This is a genomic window from Latilactobacillus parasakei, from assembly GCF_049674265.1.
Taxonomy (GTDB): domain Bacteria; phylum Bacillota; class Bacilli; order Lactobacillales; family Lactobacillaceae; genus Latilactobacillus; species Latilactobacillus sakei.
Map to the genome: position 1 here is coordinate 1,699,963 of NZ_CP186861.1, position 21,350 is coordinate 1,721,312.

The following is a 21,350-nucleotide window of genomic DNA, read 5'->3' on the forward strand; positions in this document are numbered from 1 at the left end:
AGCTTTCAGATGACAACCATTGATTATGCCAAAACAGCCCTAGTGGTAATTGATTTACAACCTGGCATTGCGGATCGCCCAACACTCGCACCTCATGCGGGTGAAACGGTCGTTCAAAACGCCCAACAACTAATCGAAGACTTTGAAGCGCACCAAGGTTTTGTTGTCCTCGTAAATGTTGGCGTCACAGATGGCCAAGATCAACTAACGTCTAATTTAGGTGAACGGACACCTGACTATCGCCAACCATCACCGCTACTGAACACACGTTTATTAGCAGAAATTGCGAACTACAAAAATGCGCATCAAATTACAAAACGCCAATGGGGAGCCTTCTATGGCACCGACTTAGACCTTCAATTACGCAGAAGAGGGATTGAAACCATCGTCTTATGTGGGATTTCTACAAATATTGGTGTGGAATCAACGGCGCGTGATGCGTTTGAACATAACTATCACCAAATCTTCATCGAAGATGCAATGACCGCTAGCACGGTGATTGAACACCAACACAGCTTACAATATATTTTTCCAAGAATGGGGCAAGTGATATCTACGGCATCATTTTTGGAGAAGAAATAATCGTTATTGCGGTGTTTGTAGGAGCAGTATTACCACCCCTATCGATATATAGGGAATAAACGGAATCTGGCGCGTCGCTTGTTTAGGCGATGGCCAGATTTTTTTGATGCCTTGAAATAGAATGCAGATCAGACAGGCTGCCAAGAGAATTCGCAAAACGGGTTCGAGGCCGACCCACAATGTTAGGATAGTGAGTAACTCGACATCGCCAAAACCAAAACCAGGTGCCCAGTAAGTGGTGAGCAATAGTCCACAGCAAAAGACGATGGCTCCTAGCCAATGATTCTGTGGACAATACAAATAAAAGAGGGGCGCCAGTGATGCGAATAAGGGAATCGGGTAGAGAACGTAGTAAAAGAGGTCAACGAGACTGATATAAAAGAGAATCACGAGTAAATAAGCGAGGTCCCAAGAAAGGGATTGGCTAAAAATGAAGCAGGTTAATAGACCACCAGCTAGTTCGCTGAATAAAAAAGTAGGCTTAATCTGGGCGTGACAGGTGCGGCAGTGGCCACGCAAGTATAAGTAGCTGAATAGCGGTAATAAGTCGTACCAAGCCAGTGGTTGCTGACAGCAATCGCAGTGCGAACGTGGTGTGATAATGGACTTTTCAATGGGTAAGCGCCAGGCGCAAACTGTTAGAAATGAGGCGCAACAAGCACCGCTATAAAAGATGATCAAATAAAGTAACATAAGTGAAGCCTCCTTACTCTTAAACTACGGTAAAATGACGTTGCTTTTTTCAGAAAAGTAGCCGAAATCGAGTTGACTTTCGATTTTTTGCATGCTATTCTTATAGATGTGCTTTTTACGGAGGTTTTCTGGATAACAGACATGCTGACTGACGTCTAAAAATGCATCACAATTCGCGCAATCTAGGTTGCCATTTTTTTATCACAAAAAAAGAACCACCTGGATGTGTGGACTTAAAACTTAAAAATAACTTTCAGATCAAGGAAGGAGGAACCTTCAAATGCCAACAATTAACCAATTGGTACGTAAGGGTCGTAAATCAAGAACTTCAAAGTCTGATGCACCTGCATTAAACTTTGGCTACAATAGTATGAAGAAAAAAGCTACAGATAATCCAGCACCACAAAAACGTGGGGTCGCTACTCGTGTCGGTACTATGACACCTAAAAAGCCTAACTCTGCTTTACGTAAGTATGCTCGTGTGCGCTTATCTAACTTAATCGAAGTCACAGCTTATATTCCTGGTATTGGTCATAACCTACAAGAACATAGTGTTGTTCTTATCCGTGGGGGTCGTGTTAAGGATTTACCTGGGGTTCGTTATCACGTTATTCGTGGTGCTTTAGATACAGCCGGCGTTGACGGTCGTATGCAAAGCCGTTCTAAATATGGTACTAAGAGACCTAAAAAATAACACACAAAAAAATTTGAAAAAGTCGATTGAAGTTTAAATGACACTGTGTGTTACTTCAAGGACTTAAATATCTTGAGGAGGTTATCAGGATGCCAAGAAAAGGCTATGTTGCAAAACGTGACGTTTTACCTGATCCAATGTACAATTCTAAATTGGTTTCACGCTTAATCAACCGCTTAATGATTGATGGTAAACGTGGTACAGCGTCAACAATCTTATATGACGCATTTGATATTATTAAAGAAGAAACTGGTAATGAACCATTAGAAGTGTTCGAAGAAGCTATGAACAACATCATGCCAGTACTTGAAGTTAAAGCTCGCCGTATCGGTGGTTCTAACTACCAAGTGCCAATTGAAGTTCGTCCAGAACGTCGTACAACTTTAGGTTTACGCTGGTTAGTAAGCTACGCTCGCCTACGTGGGGAACATACTATGGATCAACGTCTTGCACGTGAAATCATGGATGCTGCCAACAACACTGGTGCTGCTGTTAAGAAACGTGAAGATACACATAAAATGGCTGATGCCAACCGCGCATTTGCACATTATCGCTGGTAAGATTATCAAGGTTGGCTATTGTATGTTTTTTAAAAAATCATATAATGGCCTCTTGTTGTCTTTAGGTTAATATTCGAGAGGAGTAACATTCACTTATGGCAAACAAACGTGAATTTCCGTTAGACAAAACGCGTAATATTGGTATCATGGCACATATTGATGCTGGTAAAACAACTACTACAGAACGTATCTTGTACTATACTGGTAAAATCCATAAAATCGGTGAAACACATGAAGGTGCTTCACAAATGGATTGGATGGAACAAGAACAAGAACGTGGGATTACAATCACATCAGCTGCTACAACTGCTGAATGGAAAGGTAATCGAGTAAATATCATTGATACACCAGGTCACGTTGATTTCACAATCGAAGTTGAACGTTCATTGCGTGTTTTAGATGGTGCTATCACTGTCTTAGATGCTCAATCAGGGGTTGAACCTCAAACTGAAAATGTTTGGCGTCAAGCTACTACTTATGGTGTACCTCGTATTGTTTTCGTTAATAAGATGGACAAACTTGGCGCTAACTTTGATTATTCAATGACAACATTGGAAGATCGCCTACAAGCTAACGCACATGCCGTTCAAATGCCAATTGGCGCTGAAGATGAATTCCAAGGCGTTATTGATTTGATCGAAATGCAAGCTGATATCTATGACGAAGATGAATTAGGCGCTAAGTGGGATACAGTTGACGTGCCTGCTGACTACCTAGAACAAGCTACAAAACGTCGTGCCGAATTAGTTGAAGCTGTTGCTGATGTTAATGACGACATTATGGACAAGTACTTAGAAGGCGAAGAAATTTCTAAAGAAGAATTGAAAGCTGCGATCCGTCAAGCAACTATCGATTTGAAATTCTTCCCAGTTTTCGCTGGTTCAGCTTTCAAAAACAAGGGTGTTCAAATGTTAATGGATGGTGTTGTAGATTACCTACCATCACCATTAGACGTACGTCCTTACAACGCTAAAAACCCAGAAGACGATTCAGAAGTTGAATTGATGGCTGGCGATGACAAACCATTTGCTGGTTTAGCATTTAAGATTGCTACTGACCCATTCGTTGGTCGTTTAACATTCTTCCGTGTTTATACTGGTACATTACAATCTGGTTCATACATCTTGAATGCAACTAAAGATAAACGTGAACGTGTTGGTCGTTTATTACAAATGCATTCAAATCACCGTAACGAAATTCCTGAAGTATTCTCTGGGGATATCGCTGCTGCAATCGGTTTGAAGAATACAACAACTGGTGATTCATTGACTGACGTTGATCATCCATTAATCTTGGAATCAATGGAATTCCCTGACCCAGTTATCCAAGTTTCTGTTGAACCTGAATCAAAAGAAGATCGTGATAAGTTAGATCTTGCTTTACAAAAACTTGCTGAAGAAGATCCTACATTCAAGGCTGAAACCAACAATGAAACAGGCGAAACGCTTATTTCTGGTATGGGTGAATTGCATTTGGATATCATGGTTGATCGTATGAGACGTGAATTTAAAGTGGTTGCCAAAATTGGTGAACCTCAAGTTGCTTACCGTGAAACATTCACAAAACAAGCATCTGCACAAGGTAAATTCGTTCGTCAATCCGGTGGTAAAGGTCAATATGGTGACGTTTGGGTTGAATTTACACCTAATGAAGAAGGTAAAGGCTTCGAATTCGAAGACGCTATCGTCGGTGGTGTTGTTCCTCGTGAATACATCCCATCAGTTGAACAAGGCTTGAAAGAATCAATGGCAAACGGTGTCTTAGCTGGTTACCCATTGATTGACGTTAAAGCTAAGTTATATGATGGTAGTTATCATGATGTCGATTCTAATGAATCAGCATTTAAGATCGCTGCATCAATGGCATTGAAGAACGCTGCTAAACAAGCTGGCGCTGAAATCCTTGAACCTATCATGAAGGTTGAAGTTATTGCTCCTGAAGAATATCTTGGCGATATCATGGGACAAGTAACTGCTCGTCGTGGTGCTGTTGAAGGTATGGAAGCACGTGGTAATGCCCAAATCGTTAATGCAATGGTACCATTGTCAGAAATGTTTGGTTATGCTACAACATTACGTTCAGCTACACAAGGTCGTGGGACATTTACAATGGTATTTGACCACTACTCAGCTGTTCCTAAGAGCATCCAAGAAGAAATCATTAAGAAGAACGGTGGCCAATAAGCGAATCGTTCGTCAGAACGGTCGTTTGACCGCACTAATTGCTTAATATCGTTTTTTGTGACCGGGTTGCTGTCAAAAGCAACTCGGTTTTTTAGTTGTGAGCGATGTCATTCTTTTACAGTTTCATAATTGAATGTTCACATTTTGTTCACAACTAATTGTTATTCTTTATACATCAGATAAATTCCTCCCAAGAATCATCTGATTTTGTTAATTTTGTGTGGTAGCTCTCCCTAGAAAGAATTAGCTATCGCAAGCAACACCAATGAGTTATAGTTCAATCGGTAGAACGAACCATCATTTGAAATTCCTCCCAAGAAAATCGAGTCGGCTCACTTAGTATTAAGTTGGAGACCTGTGTTTAATTGCTTTCGAAGGCACGATTAAAACGGCACAACGATATTAAGGTGATCCGAATAAGATGGTTGATGTAGGTTCAACTCCTACTAACTCGATTGCCACCGCCCTGGCATAACATTTTTTCGTCGATAATACTTAACTAAAAAAACACCGCCAATTTTAAATTGACGGTGTTTTTTAGTTATTTCTGGCCGGGCCTTGTTTTTAAACTACCCAATAAACGAGTGACCTTAGCACGTTCTATTTCTCTAGGGGAGAGCTGGCTATATTCAGCTTCGATTTTTAGTTTCTGGTAATCAATTAAACGCTTGGCTGTTAGTTGATGGGTTTCGATAGCTGCGGCAACTGCGCAACCAGGCTCGCCGTTATGTTGGCAGTCGTTGAAGCGACAGTTTTGGGCAAAGGTCTCAATATCAGTGAAGACATCGTTAAGTGTCGCGCCCATTTCGCTAGTCATACCAAGTTCACGCATGCCCGGTGTATCAACGATGAAAGCTCCTGATGGCGTCCGGTATGCCTGACGACTAGTTGTTGTATGGCGCCCCTTATCATCATCTGAACGGATGCTACGCGTTGTTAGCTGCTGGTCACCAATAATGTGCTTAATCAGCGTCGATTTACCAACCCCTGATGAGCCGACAAAGCCCACCCAACTATCGGGAGCGAGGTAGCTTGCGAATTGTGCCGCAAGTTGATCGTGGTTAGCGCCGGTTGTCATGACCGGTACGCTATCGAAAGTAATCGCACTAATCTGATTCAAATAGTCGGTTAATTCATTGGTGCTAATTAAATCGATTTTACTGAGGACGATTGCGGGATTGGCGCCGCTTTCCCAAGCCATCGCTAGATAACGTTGAAGACGCGCTTCATTAAATTCTTTATTAGCTGACGTCACAATGAAGAGGGTCTCGATGTTGGCAGCTAGTGGTTGGAGATGGCTCTGTTGTTTTGTGCTACGTCTTTGAATGATTGAGCGGCGTTTTGTATAACCCATAATTTGAAAACGGCGATTGTCATCGTAAAGCTGACCGTAAACTTGATCGCCGACCAGTGGTAAGTCGACGTTGCTTTGGGCCTCGTGACGATAACGACCGCTGAGTATGGCATTCATTTCGATATCGTTAATTAAAACGCGATAATGATCTTGGCTTTGAAAAATAACGCAGCCGGTGAGTTGTTGATTCAATTTAAAAACCTCCGTATTTATAATACTTCTATAGTAGAGTATAAAATATGGCGGTATATTAGCTATCTATGCAGAAAATACCGCCATAGATAGCACAATTGCCGAATTATTATTTAACATAAAAAATCTCCTTAATGATTAGATTGGTCATAATATACCATATGCGTGACCGTCAGACAATTGTGGCACCTAAACTATTTTTGAAGTGTGCCAGCGCCCATTCTTGGCCGTTTGGCGTGAAAGTAGCGACAGCCTTTTGGTGGATCGTCAGTGGATAATTTAAGTTATAAGCTGAAACGGCTGTGTGCAGCACACAAATATCGGTGCAGACGCCGGTTAAATGCAGATTAGTAATCTGCCGTTCGCGTAAGAAGTTATCAAGATTAGTGTTCGCAAACGCAGAGTAGCGATTCTTGGCGAATGCGTAGACGTAGGGACTGTCTTGGTGTTCGGCATACCAATTAGCTAGTGGACCATAAAAAACGCGTCCGCGGCTATCTGCGAGGTTGTGAGGCGGAAAGAGTTTAGCCTCTGGATGGAAAGGGTCGTTGGCAACATGTAAGTCAGTTGGTAAAATAATAAATTGTTTTTTGGCCAAGAATTGGTCCGCAAGTGTTACAATGATAGATGCGATGTCTTGAGCCGGTTTACCAGCCGTTAAGGCACCGTCTGGGGCGACGAAGTCATTCGTGTAGTCGATGATCAATAACGCAGCTTTATCCATTGGAAGAGGCCTCCTGAGGTTTGAAATTAACTTTAGTTTAACGAAAACCGATGTAAAAGGCCACTAACATGCTGTTGACGTTTTTGTAATGAAAATGTCATGAAAAACTTTGATAAATCAGCAAAAAGGGGTTGCGTTATCGCGCTCTATCTTGTAAGATATATAAGGTGCTATTTCTATAGCAGAGGTTTGCACACATGGGGGTCGCAAGATACCCCGAGTAGCTAAGATGTGAGAGGTTGCGACACACCCGGCCGCTTTGCCATGGGCGGGCGTGCCGGAAAAATTTTCACGGAGCTAGTCTACTTTTAAAATAGACGAAGGAGGGAAAAACATGGCAAAACAAAAAATTCGTATTCGTTTGAAAGCATTCGAACACCGTATTTTAGATCAATCAGCTGATAAGATTGTGGAAACAGCAAAGAGAACAGGAGCTTCAATCTCTGGTCCAATCCCATTACCAACTGAAAGAACTTTATACACAGTTCTACGTTCACCACATAAGCACAAGGATTCACGTGAACAATTTGAAATGCGTACTCACAAACGTTTAATCGATATTGTTAACCCAACACCTAAGACAGTTGATTCATTGATGAAACTTGACTTACCTAGTGGCGTTGACATCGAAATCAAGCTTTAATTAGCATTATCCAAATAAAAAATAATTGAAAAGAGGTGTTACCATGACCACAAAAGGAATCTTAGGTAGAAAAGTAGGTATGACACAAGTCTTTACTGAAAACGGTGAATTAATTCCCGTAACAGTTATCGCAGCAACTCCAAACGTTGTTTTACAAGTTAAAACAAACGAAACAGACGGCTATGAAGCCATCCAAGTCGGTTTTGAAGATAAACGCGAAGTCTTGTCAAACAAACCTGCTAAAGGTCATGTAGCAAAAGCAAACACTACTCCTAAGCGCTTCATTAGAGAATTCAGAGATGTCGCATTAGGAGATTACGAAGTAGGAACAGAAATCAAAGTTGATACTTTCGCAGCCGGCGACGTCGTTGACGTTACTGGTGTAACGAAAGGTCATGGTTTCCAAGGTAACATTAAAAAAGACGGACAATCACGTGGGCCTATGGGTCACGGTTCTCGTTACCACCGTCGTCCTGGTTCAATGGGTGCTGTTATCAACCGTGTCTTCAAGGGTAAATTATTACCTGGACGCATGGGTAACAACCAACGTACTGTTCAAAACCTTGTGGTTGTAAGCACAGACGTTGAAAAGAACGTTATTCTTGTTAAAGGTAACGTACCAGGCGCTAAAAACTCAATGGTTACAATTAAAACAGCCGTTAAAGCTCATAAATAATCTGAGAAGGGAGGATTTTACCAATGGCAAACGTAACATTATTTAAACAAGATGGTAGCCAAAATGGGAACGTTGAATTAAACGACTCAATCTGGGCTATCGAACCTAATGAAAATGTTGTATTTGATGCTATCATCATGCAACGTGCATCATTAAGACAAGGAACACACGCTGTTAAGAACAGATCAGCTGTTCGTGGTGGTGGTCGTAAACCTTGGCGTCAAAAAGGTACTGGTCGTGCTCGTCAAGGCTCAATCCGTTCACCTCAATGGCGTGGCGGTGGTGTTGTTTTCGGACCTACACCTCGTTCATACAGCTATAAATTACCTCGTAAGGTACGTCGTCTTGCAATCAAGTCAGTACTTTCACAAAAGGTTATCGATAATGATTTAATCGTTGTTGATTCATTTAGCTTCGATGCACCTAAGACTAAGGAATTCGCTGAAGTACTTAACAAGTTAGATGTTAATACTAAAGTATTAGTAGTTCTTGAAGACGGAAATGATTTTACTGCTTTATCAGCTCGCAACTTACCTAACGTAACTGTTGTTCCTGCTGATGGTATCAACGTATTAGACGTTGTAGGCAACCAAAAATTAATCCTTACTCAAGCTGCTCTTTCTAAAATTGAGGAGGTGCTTGCATAATGGAAGCACGCGATGTTATTTTACGCCCAGTAGTTACTGAAAGCTCAATGGCTGCAATGGACGACAAGAAATACACATTTGATGTTGATGTTCGTGCCAACAAAACACAAGTGCGTTACGCAATCGAAGAAATCTTTGGTGTCAACGTTAAAAACGTTAATATCATGAACGTTCGTGGCAAGTTAAAACGCCAAGGTCGCTATGCGGGTTACACTAAGAAACGCCGTAAAGCAATCGTGACATTAACAGCTGACTCAAAAGAAATCAAGATTTTTGAAGATTAATTAACATTAAATAGAATAAATTATAGGAGGGCATACACGTGGGAATTATTAAGTACAAACCAACCACAAATGGTCGTCGTAACATGACCAGCTCAGATTTTGCTGAGATCACAAAGACAACCCCTGAAAAGACGTTGTTGGAATCCCAAAGCCATACTGCTGGTCGTAATGCACATGGTCATATCACTGTTCGTCATCGTGGCGGCGGTCATAAACAATATTACCGTGTCATTGACTTCAAGCGTATTAAGGATGATATCAAAGCGACTGTTAAGTCAATCGAATATGATCCAAATAGAACATCAAATATCGCATTAATCCAATATCCAGATGGTATCAAAGCATACATCATCGCCCCTAAAGGCCTTGAAGTAGGTATGATCGTTGAATCTGGTGTTAATGCTGATATTAAAGTAGGTAACGCATTACCATTAGCTAATATTCCTGATGGTACTCTTATCCACAATATCGAATTAAAACCTGGTAAAGGCGGACAATTGGTTCGTTCAGCTGGTACATCAGCTCAATTATTAGGTAAAGAAGGCAAATACGCTATCGTTCGTTTAACTTCAGGCGAAACACGTATGATCCTACTTACATGTCGTGCAACGGTCGGTACAGTTGGTAACGGTCAACACGAATTAATCAAGATTGGTAAAGCTGGCCGTAAACGTTGGATGGGTATTCGTCCTACAGTTCGTGGATCAGTAATGAACCCTAACGATCATCCTCATGGTGGTGGTGAAGGTAAAGCGCCAATCGGTCGTCCTTCTCCTATGTCTCCATGGGGTAAGAAGACACTTGGTAAGAAAACTCGTAGTAGTAAGGCTCGTTCAGAGAAACTTATTATTCGTCATCGTAAATCAAGATAATCAATTTAAATTGAACTTATCCAAAGCCAACGCGGCCTAAGCAATTAGGGCATGTTGCACTTTTCATTCGAAGGAGGTTTCATAATGAGTCGTAGTTTGAAAAAAGGACCATTCGCAGACGCTCACTTGCTCAACAAGATTGAAGCACAAGCCGACAGCGAAAAGAAACAAGTCATCAAGACTTGGTCCCGTCGCTCGACAATTTTCCCTAGCTTTATTGGTTACACAATCGCTGTTTATGATGGACGGAAACACGTTCCCGTTTTCATCTCAGATGATATGGTAGGCCATAAATTAGGCGAATTTGTACCAACAAGAACTTTCCATGGTCATGGAAATGACGATAAGAAAACAAAAGCACGCTAGAAAGGAGGATGAATCTCAATGGCAGATCAAATTACTAGTGCAACAGCTAGTGCTATGTCAGTTCGCATGCCTGCACGTAAAGTGCGTATGGTAATCGACTTGATTAGAGGCAAGAGTGTTGCAGAAGCAATTGCAATCTTAGAATTTACACCAAGAGCTGCTTCACCAGTTGTTATCAAAGTTTTGAAGTCAGCTATCGCTAACGCAGAACACAATTATGACTTAGACGCAGAAAACTTGGTTGTTACGAAAGCTTACGCTAACGAAGGACCAACATTGAAACGTTTTCGTCCTCGCGCTAAAGGCTCAGCATCACCAATCAACAAACGTACAAGTCATATCACTGTAGTTGTATCAGAAAAAGAAGCATAAGGAGGGATATCGCGTGGGTCAAAAGATTAATCCAACCGGTTTTCGTGTTGGCGTCATCCGTGATTGGGACGCTAAATGGTATGCAGAAAAAGATTTCGCAACATTCTTACACGAAGATCTTAAGATTCGTAAATATATCAACACAAAATTAGCTGACGCATCTGTCTCTACTATTGAAATCGAACGTGCTGCAAATCGCGTGAACGTTTCAATCCATACTGCTAAACCTGGTATGGTCATTGGTAAAGGCGGCTCAGAAGTAGAAAATCTACGTAAAGCTTTAAATAACTTAACAGGCAAGAAAGTACACATCAACATTGTGGAAATCAAGAAACCTGATTTAGACGCTCATTTAGTAGGCGAAGGTATTGCTCGTCAATTGGAAGCACGTGTTGCTTTCCGTCGCGCTCAACGCCAAGCTATGCAACGTACAATGCGCGCTGGTGCTAAGGGTATCAAAACTCAAGTTGCCGGCCGTTTGAACGGTGCTGACATGTCTCGTATCGAAACACATGCTCAAGGAACTGTTCCTTTGCATACATTACGTGCAGACATCGATTATTCATGGGACGAAGCCATGACTACTTACGGTAAATTAGGAGTTAAGACTTGGATTTATCGGGGCGAAGTATTACCTGCTAAAGCCAACAACAATACGAAAGGAGGGAAATAAACATGTTAGTACCTAAACGTGTAAAACATCGTCGTGAATTCCGTGGGAAGATGCGCGGTGCTGCAAAAGGTGGCAAAGAAGTCACTTTTGGTGAATTCGGGTTACAAGCATTAGAATCAAGTTGGATTACCAACCGTCAAATCGAAGCTGCCCGTGTTGCCATGACTCGTTACATGAAACGTGGTGGGAAAGTGTGGATTAAAATTTTCCCTCATAAATCATACACTGCAAAAGGTGTCGGCGTTCGAATGGGTTCAGGTAAGGGTGCTCCTGCTGGATGGGTTGCTGTAGTAAAACGTGAAAAGATCATGTTTGAAATCGGCGGCGTTTCTGAAGAAGTTGCTCGTGAAGCATTACGCTTGGCATCACATAAATTGCCAGTTAAAACTAAGATCGTAAAACGCGAGGAAGTAGGTGGCGAGTCAAATGAAGGCTAAAGATATTATTGAATTAACCACTGCTGAAATGCTTGAAAAAGAACACCAATACAAAGAAGAATTATTCAATCTTCGTTTCCAACAAGCTACCGGTCAATTAGAAAATACCGCCCGCTTAAAGCAAGTTCGTCAGAACATTGCACGGATTAAAACTGTATTACGTCAACAAGAACTTAACAAATAATAAATGGAAAGGAGCTATTTACTTTGAGCGAAGAAAGTCGTAACCATCGTAAAGTGTACCAAGGCCGTGTTGTTTCAGACAAAATGGATAAAACAATCACTGTCATGGTTGAAACTTATAAAACACATCCTGAATACGGTAAACGTGTTAAATATTCAAAGAAATATTATGCACAAGATGACAACAACGAAGCAAAAGTTGGCGACGTTGTACGTGTTATGGAAACTCGTCCTTTGTCACGTACAAAACGGTTCCGTTTATTAGATGTCGTTGAAAAAGCAGTTATTATCTAAATCGTTACTCATATAATTAAGTGACGGAAGGAGGACCTATAAGTGATTCAATCAGAAAGTCGTCTTAAAGTTGCTGATAACTCAGGTGCCCGTGAAATTTTAACTATTAAAGTTTTAGGTGGCTCAGGTCGCAAGACTGCCAATATTGGTGATGTTATCGTTGCAACAATTAAACAGGCAACACCAGGTGGCGTTGTCAAAAAAGGTGAAGTTGTCAAGGCTGTTATCGTTCGTACTAAGTCAGGTGCCCGTCGTGTAGACGGTTCTTACATCAAGTTCGACGAAAACGCTGCTGTTATCATCAATGATGACAAGACTCCAAAAGGAACACGTATCTTCGGACCAGTTGCACGTGAATTGCGTGACAGTGATTTCATGAAGATCGTTTCCTTAGCGCCTGAAGTTCTATAATTACAGACTACCAAGGAGGTGCGTATATCAATGTTTGTTAAAACTGGTGATAAAGTAAAAGTAATCAGCGGTAAAGATAAAGGTAAAGAAGGTACAATCATCAAAGCTATGCCTAAAGAAGGTCGAGTTGTTGTTGAAGGTATCAATACCATTAAAAAACACGTTAAGCCAAATGCTCAAAATCCTAATGGTGGGATTGTTGATACAGAGGCAAGTATCGATGCTTCAAACGTCATGCTAATCGACCCATCAAACAACGAAGCTACTCGTGTAGGCTACAAAGTTGTCGATGGCAAGAAAGTACGCGTGTCAAAGAAAACTGGAGAATCAATCGATAAATAATCTTTTGGGGAAAGGAGGCACTTTTTACATGACTAACCGTTTAAAAGAAAAATATGTTAAAGAAATGACACCAGCGTTGATCGAAAAGTTCAACTACACATCAAGCATGCAAGTACCTAAGATCGAAAAGATCGTACTTAACATGGGTGTTGGTGATGCTGTTTCTAACGCTAAGAACTTGGACAAAGCTGTTGAAGAATTAGGTTTGATTGCTGGTCAAAAACCATTAATCACAAAAGCTAAGAAATCAATCGCCGGCTTCCGTTTACGTGAAGGTATGCCAATCGGCGCTAAAGTAACTTTACGTGGCGAAAGAATGTACGATTTCTTAGATAAATTAGTTAACGTATCTTTACCTCGTGTTCGTGATTTTCACGGTGTTAGTGCAAAATCATTCGATGGTCGCGGTAATTATACATTAGGTGTACGCGAACAATTGATCTTCCCTGAAATCGATTATGATAAGGTAGATCGCGTTCGTGGTTTAGATGTTGTTATTGTAACAACTTCAAACACTGACGAAGAAGCACGCGAATTGTTAACACAATTTGGCATGCCATTCGCTAAATAAAAAGGGAGGTCAATTTCTTGGCTAAAAAATCTTTAGTTGTAAAGAATCATCGTCCTGCAAAATTCTCAACACAAGAATACACACGTTGCGAACGTTGTGGACGTCCACATTCTGTATATCGTAAGTTTAAGCTTTGCCGGGTTTGCCTCCGTGAATTAGCTCATAAGGGCCAAATTCCAGGCATGAAAAAAGCCAGCTGGTAATCAAAAGATTCAATAAAGGAGGTTAATCCACATGGTCATGACAGATCCTATCGCAGACTATCTAACACGTATTCGTAACGCCAACATGGTACGTCACGAATCTTTAGAAGTTCCTGCTTCACGTATTAAAAAAGATATTTCTGAAATCTTGAAACGCGAAGGCTTTATCCGCGATTACGAAGTGATTGAAGACGACAAACAAGGTATCATCCGTGTATTCTTGAAGTATGGTAAGAATAACGAACGTGTTATCTCTGGTTTGAAACGTATTTCAAAACCTGGTTTACGTAATTACGTAAAAGCTAACGAAGTTCCTAAGGTATTAAATGGTTTAGGAATTGCTATTATCTCAACAAGTAACGGCGTCGTAACAGACAAAGAAGCTCGTGAAAAGGCTGCCGGCGGCGAAGTTCTCGCATACGTTTGGTAATCTAAACTCAAATTAAGGAGGTGCTGTAACGTGAGTCGTATCGGATTAAAAGTAATCGAAGTTCCTGCAGGTGTTACCGTTACTAAAGACGGTGAAAACAACATCACAGTTAAGGGACCTAAGGGTGAACTAACACGTCATTTCAATCCAATCATTGAAATGCACGAAGAAGGTAACCTTATCAACTTTACACGTAAGAGTGAAAGCGATCGTGCAATGCACGGTACAATGCGTGCTAACTTGAACAACATGATTTTGGGCGTAACGGAAGGTTTCAAGAAGACATTGGATCTTATCGGTGTTGGTTACCGTGCTCAATTAAAAGGTAAAACTTTAGTATTAAACGTTGGTTATTCTCATCCAGTTGAAATGGAAGCACCAGAAGGTGTTAATGTAGAAGTACCATCAAACACAAACATCATTATCAGCGGTATTAGCAAACAAAAAGTTGGCCAATTCGCAGCTGAAATTCGTGATGTTCGTCCTCCAGAACCTTACAAAGGCAAAGGTATTCGTTATACTGATGAACATGTTCGCCGTAAAGAAGGTAAAACTGGTAAATAAAGCAGCTTAGCTGTTTAAACAACATTAAGAGGTGAAAATTGTGATTTCAAAACCAGACAAGAATAAGACACGTCAAAAACGCCATACACGCGTTCGTGGCAAGATCTCTGGTACTGCTGACTGCCCACGCTTGAACGTTTTCCGTTCTAACAAAAACATCTACGCTCAACTTATTGATGACGTAGCGGGTGTGACGCTAGCAAGTGCCTCAACATTAGATAAAGAAGTAAAAGTAGAAGGAACTAAAGTCGAACAAGCACAACAAGTCGGCGCATTAGTTGCACAACGTGCAGTTAAAGCAGGCCACAAAGTTGTTGTCTTTGATCGTGGCGGCTATTTATATCATGGTCGTATCGAAGCTTTAGCTACAGCTGCTCGTGAAAACGGACTAGAATTCTAATAAGGAGGAAAACCATTTATGACTTACATTGATCCAACTCATTTAGACTTAGAAGATCGCGTTGTTTCAATCAACCGTGTTACAAAAGTTGTTAAAGGTGGACGTCGTCTACGTTTTGCTGCTATCGTAATCGTTGGTGATAAAAACGGTCACGTTGGTTTCGGTACTGGTAAAGCTCAAGAAGTACCTGAAGCTATTCGTAAAGCCGTTGAAGACGCTAAAAAGAATCTAATCAATGTGCCTAAGGTTGGTACAACCTTACCTCATGAAGTTATCGGTCGCTTCGGCGCTGGTCGTGTTCTATTAAAACCAGCCGTTGAAGGTTCTGGTATCGCCGCTGGTGGCGCTGTTCGTGCCGTCATGGAATTAGCAGGAATCGATGATGTGACAAGTAAAACATTGGGTAGCAAAACTGCTATCAACGTTATTCGTGCCACAATTGACGGTTTAACTCGTATGAAGACTGCTGAACAAATCGCAGAATTGCGTAATATCTCTGTAGAAAGCTTACAAAACTAGGAGGATAACTGAACATGGCTAAATTAAAGATTACTTTAAGAAAAAGTGCTGCTCATCGTCTTCCAGAACAACGTAAAATGGTCAAAGAATTTGGCTTGAACCGAGTAAATAGTTCTGTAATCAAACCAGATGATGCTGCAACTCGCGGTGTGATTTTCAAACTCGCACATTTAGTAACAGTCGAAGAAATTAAAGACTAATTTCAACATATATTGCAAGGAGGTGCGCACAATAATGAAACTACATGAATTGAAACCTAACGAAGGTGCTCGCGATGTTCGCAAGCGTGTCGGTCGTGGTACGTCTTCAGGTACTGGTAAAACAGCTGGCCGTGGACAAAAAGGCCAAAAGGCTCGTAGTAAGGTACGTTTAGGCTTTGAAGGTGGGCAAATGCCTTTATTCCGTCGTATGCCAAAACGCGGCTTCAAGAACATCAACCGCAAAGAATATGCTATCGTTAACCTTAACGATTTAAATCGTTTTGAAGACGGTACAGAAATCACAGCAACTGTATTAATCGAAGCAGGTGTTGTTAAGAACGAACTTTCAGGTGTTAAAGTATTAGCAAATGGTGAATTAAACAAAAAATTGAACATTAAGGTAAGCAAGTATTCTGAAGCTGCAAAAGCTGCTGTAGAAGCTGCTGGCGGTTCAATTGAGGTGATTTAATTGCTTAAAACACTAAGAAACGCATTTAAAGTCAAGGAAATCCGTAGTAAGATTTTGTTCACTTTAGGCGTTTTGATCGTTTATCGTTTAGGTGCACAGATTACAGTACCAGGTGTTAACGCTGGCGCGTTAACCAAGTTAGGATCAACTGGTTTGATTCCTTTACTTGATACTGTTAGTGGTGGTGGCTTGGCGAATTACTCCATCTTCTCGATGGGGGTTTCACCATTCATCACGGCCCAAATTGTGGTTCAATTACTACAAATGGACATTGTGCCTAAATTTGTAGAATGGAGCAAGCAAGGTGAAGTTGGGAGACGTAAACTTAACCAAGTGACGCGTTACTTAACGATCATCTTAGCGTTTATCCAATCAATTGGGATTACTGCTGGCTTTAACTCACTCAGTCAAATGGGCTTGGTTAAAGATCCAGGAATTAAGACCTTCGTTAGCATCGGGATCATCCTTACGGGTGGTACGATGTTAATTACTTGGTTAGGTGAACAGATAACTGATAAAGGTTTAGGGAATGGTGTTTCAATGATTATCTTCGCGGGTATCATTGCGCGCCTCCCAAGCGGCCTTCATCAAATCATCAAGGAACATGTCTTGAATGCTTCTAAAGGTGAAATGTGGTTAGGAATCTTGTTCGTTGTTGGCTTAATTGTAGCGGTCTTAGTCATTGTGACTTTCGTTACTTGGGTTCAACAAGCGAACCGTAAGATTCCAATCCAATATACACGTCGCGAAGCAGGTGCAGGTGACAACAGTTACTTACCACTAAAGGTTAATGTTGCTGGTGTGATTCCGGTTATCTTTGCTAGTTCATTTATTATGACACCTCAAACAATCTTAATGGCCTTCCAGGCAAGTCATGGTGAAGATGCTTGGTTCAAAGTTATGTCAGACATCTTCAGTATGCAAACTGTGACAGGTTCGATTGTTTATACGGTGCTCATTGTTCTCTTTACCTTCTTCTACGCATTTGTTCAGGTTAACCCTGAAAAAGTTGCTGAGAACTTGACCAAACAAGGGAGTTATATCCCAGGTGTTTGGCCCGGTAAAGGTACCGAGAAATATCTCTCCGGCGTATTAATGCGACTATCGACTGTCGGTGCGTTGTTCTTAGGGGTAATTGCATTATTACCTCAATTAGCAGCAAACCTCGGTGGTCTACCTCAATCAATTGGTTTAGGTGGGACTAGTTTACTAATCGTCGTTGGTGTGGCGCTTGAAAGCACACGTCAACTCGAAGGTTTACTCATGAAACGGAAATACGTTGGCTTCATTCGATAAGCAATTATCGTTTAAAAAGTATTGAATCCTTGTTTTAAATAGGAGGCAAAGGCATGAATCTCATGTTAATGGGACTTCCCGGCGCTGGTAAGGGAACACAAGCTGAAAAGATTGTTGACACTTATCATATTCCACACATCTCAACTGGTGATATGTTTAGAGCTGCTATGGCAGATCAAACAGACCTTGGTGTTAAAGCTAAGGGCTTCATCGATAAAGGTGAATTGGTACCAGATGATGTGACAAACGGAATTGTCGAGGAACGTCTTTCACAAGCAGATACTAATGTAGGTTATCTTCTTGATGGATTTCCTCGGACACTTGACCAAGCGGATGCTTTGGCAGTGATCACTGATAAATTGAACAAACCTTTAGATGGTGTGATCAACATTGATGTTGATCCTGAAATCTTGGCTGATCGTTTATCTGGTCGCTTCATTTGTAAAACTTGTGGTGCAACGTACCATAAGCTTTACCATCCAACTCAAGTGGAAGGCACATGTGATCGCTGTGGCGGCCACGTCTTCTTCCAACGAGAAGATGATAAACCTGAAACGGTTAAGAATCGCTTAAAGGTCAATATCGAAATGAATACACCTTTACTTGATTTTTATGAAAAACGTAACCTGCTTTACACGGTAGATGGGAATCAAGAAATTGATGACGTGTTCGCTGCCGTTAAAAAAGTACTTGATACCATTAAAGACTAGTCATCAACTCAAGTGATCTTTTAGGTCATTATTCACGTAAAAGCCTGACTTGTGGTTAATGACTAAGTACTCAGTGCTTTTAAAAATTTAATGCTTGTGATATAATATCTCGGTATGACACTAGGGTGAGTGCGGAGAGCTCTCACCATTTTTCTGTATGAATTTTCATAACCACAAGGGGGTACTTTTGCGTGGCAAAAGATGACGTCATTGAAATTGAAGGTAAAGTAACTGATACTTTACCAAATGCAATGTTCAAAGTAGAACTTGAAAATGGTGCTGTGATTTTGGCACACGTTTCAGGTAAAATCCGTAAGAATTACATCAAGATTTTACCAGGAGACCGTGTGACAGTTGAACTATCACCATATGATTTGACTAAGGGACGAATTACGTATCGCTTTAAATAGGCGTAAGGATCATATCAAGGAGGTCAGTCGATATGAAAGTAAGACCATCAGTAAAACCAATGTGCGAACATTGTAAAGTTATTAAACGAAAAGGCCGCGTTATGATTATCTGCGCAGCTAATCCAAAACATAAACAACGTCAAGGTTAATTAATAAGCAGGAGGTGCAAGAATGGCTCGTATCGCAGGTGTGGATTTACCACGTGATAAACAAATTGTGATTGCTTTAACTTATATTTTCGGAATCGGAAATACAACTGCCGTTAAAGTCTTGGCTGATGCTGGCGTCCCAACAGACGTCCGTACACGCGATTTAACGCCGGATCAAGAAGACAAGATCCGTGCAGCATTAGATACAGTTAAAGTTGAAGGCGATCTTCGTCGTGAAGTTAGCTTAAACATCAAACGTCTACAAGAAATCGGTTCTTATCGTGGCATGCGTCATCGTCGTGGTTTACCAGTTCGTGGTCAAAACACGAAGAACAACGCTCGTACACGTAAAGGTAAGAAAGTTTCTATCGCAGGCAAGAAAAAATAATCAGTAAAAGGAGGTTATAATTTATGGCAAACAAGAAGAATGCACCACGTAAGCGTCGTGTAAAGAAAAATATCGAAGCTGGCGTAGCACATATTCACTCAACATTTAACAACACTCTTGTAATGATCACTGATCCTAACGGGAATGCTGTTGCATGGTCATCTGCTGGTTCATTAGGTTTCAAAGGTAGTCGTAAGTCAACACCTTTTGCTGCTCAAATGGCTGCAGAAGCTGCTGGTAAAGAAGCCATGGAACATGGTATGAAATCTATTGAAGTTGCTGTTAAGGGACCAGGTTCTGGTCGTGAAGCTGCAATCCGCTCATTACAAGCAACTGGTTTAGAAGTTACTGCTATTCGTGACGTCACACCAGTTCCTCATAATGGATCTCGTCCTCCAAAACGCCGTCGTGTTTAGTCTGGGCTACGCTTCATTTTGAGACAAACTGAAACGTGTTCACGTATAAACACTTCTCGTTTTGAAAGGGGTAAAAGATAAGAATGATCGAATTTGAAAAACCAAACATTACAAAGGTTGATGAAAGTACTAACTACGGTAAATTCGTTGTTGAACCACTTGAACGTGGCTATGGTACGACTTTAGGTAACTCTTTACGTCGTATCTTATTGGCATCTTTACCTGGTACTGCTGTCACAGATATCCAAATTGATGGTGTCTTACATGAATTTTCAACAATTGATGGCGTCCTAGAAGACGTGACACAAATCATCTTGAATATCAAAAAATTAGCACTTAAATTGCACGTTGAAGAAGACAAAACGATTGAGATTGACGTTAAGGGACCAGCAACAGTTACTGCTGCTGATATCATTTCGGATGACGATGTTGAAGTCTTAAATACTGATCAATATATTTGTACAGTAGCTGAAGGCGGCAATTTCCACGTGCGAATGACAGTTAAAAAAGGCCGTGGTTATGTTGCTGCTGTTCAAAACAAGTCAGACGATATGCCAATTGGTGTTTTACCAATCGACTCAATTTATACCCCAATCAGTCGTGTCAACTATCAAGTAGAAAGTACACGTGTTGGTCGTCGTAACGATTTCGACAAGTTAACACTTGATGTTTGGACAAACGGTTCCATCAGTCCTAGAGAAGCTATTAGCTTAGCTGCGAAGATTATGACAGAGCATTTGGCAATCTTTGTAGATCTTACTGATGAAGCGAAGAATGCTGAAATCATGGTCGAAAAAGAAGAGACGCATAAAGAAAAAATGCTTGAAATGACAATTGAAGAGTTAGATTTATCAGTACGTTCATACAACTGTTTGAAACGCGCTGGTATCAACACTGTTCAAGAGTTAACTGACAAATCAGAAGCAGATATGATGAAAGTTAGAAATCTTGGTCGCAAGTCGTTAGAAGAAGTTAAGAACAAGTTATTTGATCTTGGCTTAGGCTTACGCACAGAAGAATAAACTGATAAGAAGGAGGGACTCCATTCATGAGTTATCGTAAATTAGGTCGTACAAGCTCTCAACGTAAAGCAATGTTACGTGATTTGACTACAGATTTAATCATCAATGAACGTATCGTTACTACTGAAGCTCGTGCCAAAGAAATTCGTAAAACAACTGAAAAAATGATCACTTTAGGTAAACGCGGTGATTTACATGCTCGTCGTCAAGCTGCAGCATTCGTTCGTAACGAAGTAGCTGATATTCGCGAAGAAGACGAAGCAGTAATCGTTCAATCTGCTTTACAAAAGTTATTTAGTGACATTGCTCCACGTTATGCTGAAAGAAATGGTGGTTACACACGTATTCTTAAAACAGCCCCTCGTCGTGGTGACGGTGCATTAATGGTTATTATTGAACTTGTTTAATAATAAAAAATGAT

Annotated in this window: 36 protein-coding genes; 33 read left to right on the top strand and 3 right to left on the bottom strand. The window is 40.9% G+C overall.

All coding sequences use genetic code 11. From position 1 onward, the window contains the following. The first annotated feature begins 9 nt into the window (after window positions 1–9). Window positions 10–582 (top strand): isochorismatase family protein, encoded by a 573-nt coding sequence (locus ACPBEH_RS08455; RefSeq protein WP_424348897.1) that lies wholly within the window; start codon window positions 10–12, stop codon window positions 580–582. 3 nt (window positions 583–585) lie between these two features. On the opposite strand, the gene ACPBEH_RS08460 is transcribed toward ACPBEH_RS08455, so the two are convergent. After that, entirely contained in the window at window positions 586–1,275 is a 690-nt protein-coding gene (locus ACPBEH_RS08460) for a prepilin peptidase (RefSeq protein ID WP_424348898.1), read from the bottom strand. A 280-nt stretch (window positions 1,276–1,555) separates the two neighbouring features. On the opposite strand from ACPBEH_RS08460, the gene rpsL reads away from it, so the two are divergent. From rpsL to fusA, 3 genes are all read left to right on the top strand, one after another. Further along, a complete protein-coding gene (gene rpsL / locus ACPBEH_RS08465; protein WP_004270179.1) occupies window positions 1,556–1,969 on the top strand; it encodes a 30S ribosomal protein S12 in 414 nt (137 codons plus the stop codon). A gap of 89 nt (window positions 1,970–2,058) precedes the next feature. Beyond that, window positions 2,059–2,529 (top strand): 30S ribosomal protein S7, encoded by a 471-nt coding sequence (rpsG, locus tag ACPBEH_RS08470; protein WP_004270185.1) that lies wholly within the window; start codon window positions 2,059–2,061, stop codon window positions 2,527–2,529. Window positions 2,530–2,624: 95 nt separating this feature from the next. Then, window positions 2,625–4,712, top strand: coding sequence for an elongation factor G (fusA, locus tag ACPBEH_RS08475; protein ID WP_016265721.1), 2,088 nt, complete (start codon window positions 2,625–2,627; stop codon window positions 4,710–4,712). 541 nt (window positions 4,713–5,253) lie between these two features. On the opposite strand, the gene rsgA is transcribed toward fusA, so the two are convergent. After that, window positions 5,254–6,258 carry a ribosome small subunit-dependent GTPase A gene (gene rsgA, locus ACPBEH_RS08480; protein WP_424348899.1) on the bottom strand — a complete coding sequence of 335 codons (1,005 nt, stop codon included), beginning with the start codon at window positions 6,256–6,258 and terminating at the stop codon, window positions 5,254–5,256. Window positions 6,259–6,430: 172 nt separating this feature from the next. Next, a complete protein-coding gene (locus ACPBEH_RS08485; RefSeq protein WP_424348900.1) occupies window positions 6,431–6,982 on the bottom strand; it encodes a cysteine hydrolase family protein in 552 nt (183 codons plus the stop codon). Between the two features lie 334 nt (window positions 6,983–7,316). On the opposite strand from ACPBEH_RS08485, the gene rpsJ reads away from it, so the two are divergent. The 29 genes from rpsJ to rplQ all read left to right on the top strand — a co-directional run bounded on the left by rpsJ (window position 7,317) and on the right by rplQ (window position 21,336). Then, window positions 7,317–7,625, top strand: coding sequence for a 30S ribosomal protein S10 (gene rpsJ, locus ACPBEH_RS08490; RefSeq protein WP_011375450.1), 309 nt, complete (start codon window positions 7,317–7,319; stop codon window positions 7,623–7,625). Between the two features lie 43 nt (window positions 7,626–7,668). Beyond that, on the top strand, window positions 7,669–8,301 hold the full coding sequence (rplC, locus tag ACPBEH_RS08495; RefSeq protein ID WP_011375449.1) for a 50S ribosomal protein L3: 633 nt from the start codon (window positions 7,669–7,671) through the stop codon (window positions 8,299–8,301). A 23-nt stretch (window positions 8,302–8,324) separates the two neighbouring features. Beyond that, window positions 8,325–8,948, top strand: coding sequence for a 50S ribosomal protein L4 (rplD, locus tag ACPBEH_RS08500; protein WP_011375448.1), 624 nt, complete (start codon window positions 8,325–8,327; stop codon window positions 8,946–8,948). Next, on the top strand, window positions 8,948–9,232 hold the full coding sequence (rplW, locus tag ACPBEH_RS08505) for a 50S ribosomal protein L23 (RefSeq protein ID WP_011375447.1): 285 nt from the start codon (window positions 8,948–8,950) through the stop codon (window positions 9,230–9,232). The genes rplD and rplW overlap by 1 nt, the downstream gene beginning before the upstream one ends. A 38-nt stretch (window positions 9,233–9,270) precedes the next feature. Beyond that, window positions 9,271–10,104 carry a 50S ribosomal protein L2 gene (rplB, locus tag ACPBEH_RS08510; protein ID WP_011375446.1) on the top strand — a complete coding sequence of 278 codons (834 nt, stop codon included), beginning with the start codon at window positions 9,271–9,273 and terminating at the stop codon, window positions 10,102–10,104. Between the two features lie 84 nt (window positions 10,105–10,188). Continuing rightward, a complete protein-coding gene (gene rpsS / locus ACPBEH_RS08515; protein ID WP_004270198.1) occupies window positions 10,189–10,470 on the top strand; it encodes a 30S ribosomal protein S19 in 282 nt (93 codons plus the stop codon). An 18-nt stretch (window positions 10,471–10,488) separates the two neighbouring features. After that, window positions 10,489–10,842, top strand: coding sequence for a 50S ribosomal protein L22 (gene rplV / locus ACPBEH_RS08520; protein ID WP_011375445.1), 354 nt, complete (start codon window positions 10,489–10,491; stop codon window positions 10,840–10,842). A gap of 13 nt (window positions 10,843–10,855) precedes the next feature. Continuing rightward, window positions 10,856–11,515, top strand: a complete 660-nt coding sequence (gene rpsC, locus ACPBEH_RS08525; protein ID WP_011375444.1) for a 30S ribosomal protein S3 — start codon at window positions 10,856–10,858, stop codon at window positions 11,513–11,515. 2 nt (window positions 11,516–11,517) lie between these two features. Next, window positions 11,518–11,952: a 50S ribosomal protein L16 gene (rplP, locus tag ACPBEH_RS08530; RefSeq protein ID WP_011375443.1), complete on the top strand. Its 435-nt coding sequence runs from the start codon at window positions 11,518–11,520 to the stop codon at window positions 11,950–11,952. Continuing rightward, window positions 11,942–12,136: a 50S ribosomal protein L29 gene (rpmC, locus tag ACPBEH_RS08535; RefSeq protein WP_004270191.1), complete on the top strand. Its 195-nt coding sequence runs from the start codon at window positions 11,942–11,944 to the stop codon at window positions 12,134–12,136. Before rplP ends, rpmC begins: the two co-directional genes overlap by 11 nt. 23 nt (window positions 12,137–12,159) lie before the next feature. After that, window positions 12,160–12,429 carry a 30S ribosomal protein S17 gene (gene rpsQ, locus ACPBEH_RS08540; protein WP_011375442.1) on the top strand — a complete coding sequence of 90 codons (270 nt, stop codon included), beginning with the start codon at window positions 12,160–12,162 and terminating at the stop codon, window positions 12,427–12,429. 42 nt (window positions 12,430–12,471) lie between these two features. After that, a complete protein-coding gene (gene rplN, locus ACPBEH_RS08545) occupies window positions 12,472–12,840 on the top strand; it encodes a 50S ribosomal protein L14 (protein ID WP_004270201.1) in 369 nt (122 codons plus the stop codon). Window positions 12,841–12,870: 30 nt separating this feature from the next. After that, the gene (rplX, locus tag ACPBEH_RS08550; RefSeq protein ID WP_011375441.1) at window positions 12,871–13,182 is read left to right on the top strand and encodes a 50S ribosomal protein L24; all 312 of its coding nucleotides are present in this window, start codon (window positions 12,871–12,873) and stop codon (window positions 13,180–13,182) included. Window positions 13,183–13,210: 28 nt separating this feature from the next. Then, window positions 13,211–13,753, top strand: coding sequence for a 50S ribosomal protein L5 (rplE, locus tag ACPBEH_RS08555; RefSeq protein WP_004270214.1), 543 nt, complete (start codon window positions 13,211–13,213; stop codon window positions 13,751–13,753). Window positions 13,754–13,770: 17 nt separating this feature from the next. Next, complete coding sequence (locus ACPBEH_RS08560; protein WP_076632258.1) at window positions 13,771–13,956, top strand: type Z 30S ribosomal protein S14; 186 nt, start codon at window positions 13,771–13,773, stop codon at window positions 13,954–13,956. Window positions 13,957–13,987: 31 nt separating this feature from the next. After that, a complete protein-coding gene (gene rpsH / locus ACPBEH_RS08565) occupies window positions 13,988–14,386 on the top strand; it encodes a 30S ribosomal protein S8 (RefSeq protein ID WP_011375440.1) in 399 nt (132 codons plus the stop codon). Between the two features lie 30 nt (window positions 14,387–14,416). Next, window positions 14,417–14,950 (top strand): 50S ribosomal protein L6, encoded by a 534-nt coding sequence (gene rplF / locus ACPBEH_RS08570; RefSeq protein WP_112260948.1) that lies wholly within the window; start codon window positions 14,417–14,419, stop codon window positions 14,948–14,950. Between the two features lie 40 nt (window positions 14,951–14,990). After that, the gene (gene rplR, locus ACPBEH_RS08575; RefSeq protein WP_104964616.1) at window positions 14,991–15,350 is read left to right on the top strand and encodes a 50S ribosomal protein L18; all 360 of its coding nucleotides are present in this window, start codon (window positions 14,991–14,993) and stop codon (window positions 15,348–15,350) included. 18 nt (window positions 15,351–15,368) lie between these two features. Next, entirely contained in the window at window positions 15,369–15,869 is a 501-nt protein-coding gene (gene rpsE / locus ACPBEH_RS08580; RefSeq protein ID WP_011375437.1) for a 30S ribosomal protein S5, read from the top strand. Between the two features lie 14 nt (window positions 15,870–15,883). Continuing rightward, window positions 15,884–16,069 (top strand): 50S ribosomal protein L30, encoded by a 186-nt coding sequence (gene rpmD, locus ACPBEH_RS08585; protein WP_004270183.1) that lies wholly within the window; start codon window positions 15,884–15,886, stop codon window positions 16,067–16,069. Window positions 16,070–16,103: 34 nt separating this feature from the next. After that, the gene (rplO, locus tag ACPBEH_RS08590; protein ID WP_104964615.1) at window positions 16,104–16,538 is read left to right on the top strand and encodes a 50S ribosomal protein L15; all 435 of its coding nucleotides are present in this window, start codon (window positions 16,104–16,106) and stop codon (window positions 16,536–16,538) included. Next, a complete protein-coding gene (gene secY, locus ACPBEH_RS08595) occupies window positions 16,539–17,834 on the top strand; it encodes a preprotein translocase subunit SecY (protein WP_025015994.1) in 1,296 nt (431 codons plus the stop codon). A gap of 53 nt (window positions 17,835–17,887) precedes the next feature. Continuing rightward, window positions 17,888–18,544 (top strand): adenylate kinase, encoded by a 657-nt coding sequence (locus ACPBEH_RS08600; RefSeq protein ID WP_424348901.1) that lies wholly within the window; start codon window positions 17,888–17,890, stop codon window positions 18,542–18,544. Between the two features lie 191 nt (window positions 18,545–18,735). Further along, a complete protein-coding gene (infA, locus tag ACPBEH_RS08605; RefSeq protein ID WP_004270190.1) occupies window positions 18,736–18,954 on the top strand; it encodes a translation initiation factor IF-1 in 219 nt (72 codons plus the stop codon). A 32-nt stretch (window positions 18,955–18,986) separates the two neighbouring features. After that, window positions 18,987–19,103 carry a 50S ribosomal protein L36 gene (gene rpmJ / locus ACPBEH_RS08610; protein WP_011375433.1) on the top strand — a complete coding sequence of 39 codons (117 nt, stop codon included), beginning with the start codon at window positions 18,987–18,989 and terminating at the stop codon, window positions 19,101–19,103. Window positions 19,104–19,125: 22 nt separating this feature from the next. After that, window positions 19,126–19,491 carry a 30S ribosomal protein S13 gene (gene rpsM, locus ACPBEH_RS08615; RefSeq protein WP_011375432.1) on the top strand — a complete coding sequence of 122 codons (366 nt, stop codon included), beginning with the start codon at window positions 19,126–19,128 and terminating at the stop codon, window positions 19,489–19,491. 23 nt (window positions 19,492–19,514) lie between these two features. Then, entirely contained in the window at window positions 19,515–19,907 is a 393-nt protein-coding gene (gene rpsK / locus ACPBEH_RS08620; protein WP_011375431.1) for a 30S ribosomal protein S11, read from the top strand. Window positions 19,908–19,990: 83 nt separating this feature from the next. Next, window positions 19,991–20,929: a DNA-directed RNA polymerase subunit alpha gene (locus ACPBEH_RS08625; protein WP_011375430.1), complete on the top strand. Its 939-nt coding sequence runs from the start codon at window positions 19,991–19,993 to the stop codon at window positions 20,927–20,929. 26 nt (window positions 20,930–20,955) lie between these two features. Next, window positions 20,956–21,336, top strand: coding sequence for a 50S ribosomal protein L17 (gene rplQ / locus ACPBEH_RS08630; protein WP_011375429.1), 381 nt, complete (start codon window positions 20,956–20,958; stop codon window positions 21,334–21,336). The last annotated feature ends 14 nt before the right edge of the window (window positions 21,337–21,350 follow it).

What these genes read in the sequence shown, in the direction of transcription:
- ACPBEH_RS08455 (WP_424348897.1), top strand. Translation starts at nt 10, where the DNA reads ATGACAACCATTGATTATGCCAAAACAGCCCTAGTGGTAATTGATTTA.
- ACPBEH_RS08460 (WP_424348898.1), bottom strand. Translation starts at nt 1,275, where the DNA reads ATGTTACTTTATTTGATCATCTTTTATAGCGGTGCTTGTTGCGCCTCA.
- rpsL (WP_004270179.1), top strand. Translation starts at nt 1,556, where the DNA reads ATGCCAACAATTAACCAATTGGTACGTAAGGGTCGTAAATCAAGAACT.
- rpsG (WP_004270185.1), top strand. Translation starts at nt 2,059, where the DNA reads ATGCCAAGAAAAGGCTATGTTGCAAAACGTGACGTTTTACCTGATCCA.
- fusA (WP_016265721.1), top strand. Translation starts at nt 2,625, where the DNA reads ATGGCAAACAAACGTGAATTTCCGTTAGACAAAACGCGTAATATTGGT.
- ACPBEH_RS08485 (WP_424348900.1), bottom strand. Translation starts at nt 6,982, where the DNA reads ATGGATAAAGCTGCGTTATTGATCATCGACTACACGAATGACTTCGTC.
- rpsJ (WP_011375450.1), top strand. Translation starts at nt 7,317, where the DNA reads ATGGCAAAACAAAAAATTCGTATTCGTTTGAAAGCATTCGAACACCGT.
- rplC (WP_011375449.1), top strand. Translation starts at nt 7,669, where the DNA reads ATGACCACAAAAGGAATCTTAGGTAGAAAAGTAGGTATGACACAAGTC.
- rplD (WP_011375448.1), top strand. Translation starts at nt 8,325, where the DNA reads ATGGCAAACGTAACATTATTTAAACAAGATGGTAGCCAAAATGGGAAC.
- rplW (WP_011375447.1), top strand. Translation starts at nt 8,948, where the DNA reads ATGGAAGCACGCGATGTTATTTTACGCCCAGTAGTTACTGAAAGCTCA.
- rpsS (WP_004270198.1), top strand. Translation starts at nt 10,189, where the DNA reads ATGAGTCGTAGTTTGAAAAAAGGACCATTCGCAGACGCTCACTTGCTC.
- rplV (WP_011375445.1), top strand. Translation starts at nt 10,489, where the DNA reads ATGGCAGATCAAATTACTAGTGCAACAGCTAGTGCTATGTCAGTTCGC.
- rplP (WP_011375443.1), top strand. Translation starts at nt 11,518, where the DNA reads ATGTTAGTACCTAAACGTGTAAAACATCGTCGTGAATTCCGTGGGAAG.
- rpmC (WP_004270191.1), top strand. Translation starts at nt 11,942, where the DNA reads ATGAAGGCTAAAGATATTATTGAATTAACCACTGCTGAAATGCTTGAA.
- rplX (WP_011375441.1), top strand. Translation starts at nt 12,871, where the DNA reads ATGTTTGTTAAAACTGGTGATAAAGTAAAAGTAATCAGCGGTAAAGAT.
- rplE (WP_004270214.1), top strand. Translation starts at nt 13,211, where the DNA reads ATGACTAACCGTTTAAAAGAAAAATATGTTAAAGAAATGACACCAGCG.
- rpsH (WP_011375440.1), top strand. Translation starts at nt 13,988, where the DNA reads ATGGTCATGACAGATCCTATCGCAGACTATCTAACACGTATTCGTAAC.
- rpsE (WP_011375437.1), top strand. Translation starts at nt 15,369, where the DNA reads ATGACTTACATTGATCCAACTCATTTAGACTTAGAAGATCGCGTTGTT.
- rpmD (WP_004270183.1), top strand. Translation starts at nt 15,884, where the DNA reads ATGGCTAAATTAAAGATTACTTTAAGAAAAAGTGCTGCTCATCGTCTT.
- rplO (WP_104964615.1), top strand. Translation starts at nt 16,104, where the DNA reads ATGAAACTACATGAATTGAAACCTAACGAAGGTGCTCGCGATGTTCGC.
- ACPBEH_RS08600 (WP_424348901.1), top strand. Translation starts at nt 17,888, where the DNA reads ATGAATCTCATGTTAATGGGACTTCCCGGCGCTGGTAAGGGAACACAA.
- rpmJ (WP_011375433.1), top strand. Translation starts at nt 18,987, where the DNA reads ATGAAAGTAAGACCATCAGTAAAACCAATGTGCGAACATTGTAAAGTT.
- rpsM (WP_011375432.1), top strand. Translation starts at nt 19,126, where the DNA reads ATGGCTCGTATCGCAGGTGTGGATTTACCACGTGATAAACAAATTGTG.
- rpsK (WP_011375431.1), top strand. Translation starts at nt 19,515, where the DNA reads ATGGCAAACAAGAAGAATGCACCACGTAAGCGTCGTGTAAAGAAAAAT.
- ACPBEH_RS08625 (WP_011375430.1), top strand. Translation starts at nt 19,991, where the DNA reads ATGATCGAATTTGAAAAACCAAACATTACAAAGGTTGATGAAAGTACT.
- rplQ (WP_011375429.1), top strand. Translation starts at nt 20,956, where the DNA reads ATGAGTTATCGTAAATTAGGTCGTACAAGCTCTCAACGTAAAGCAATG.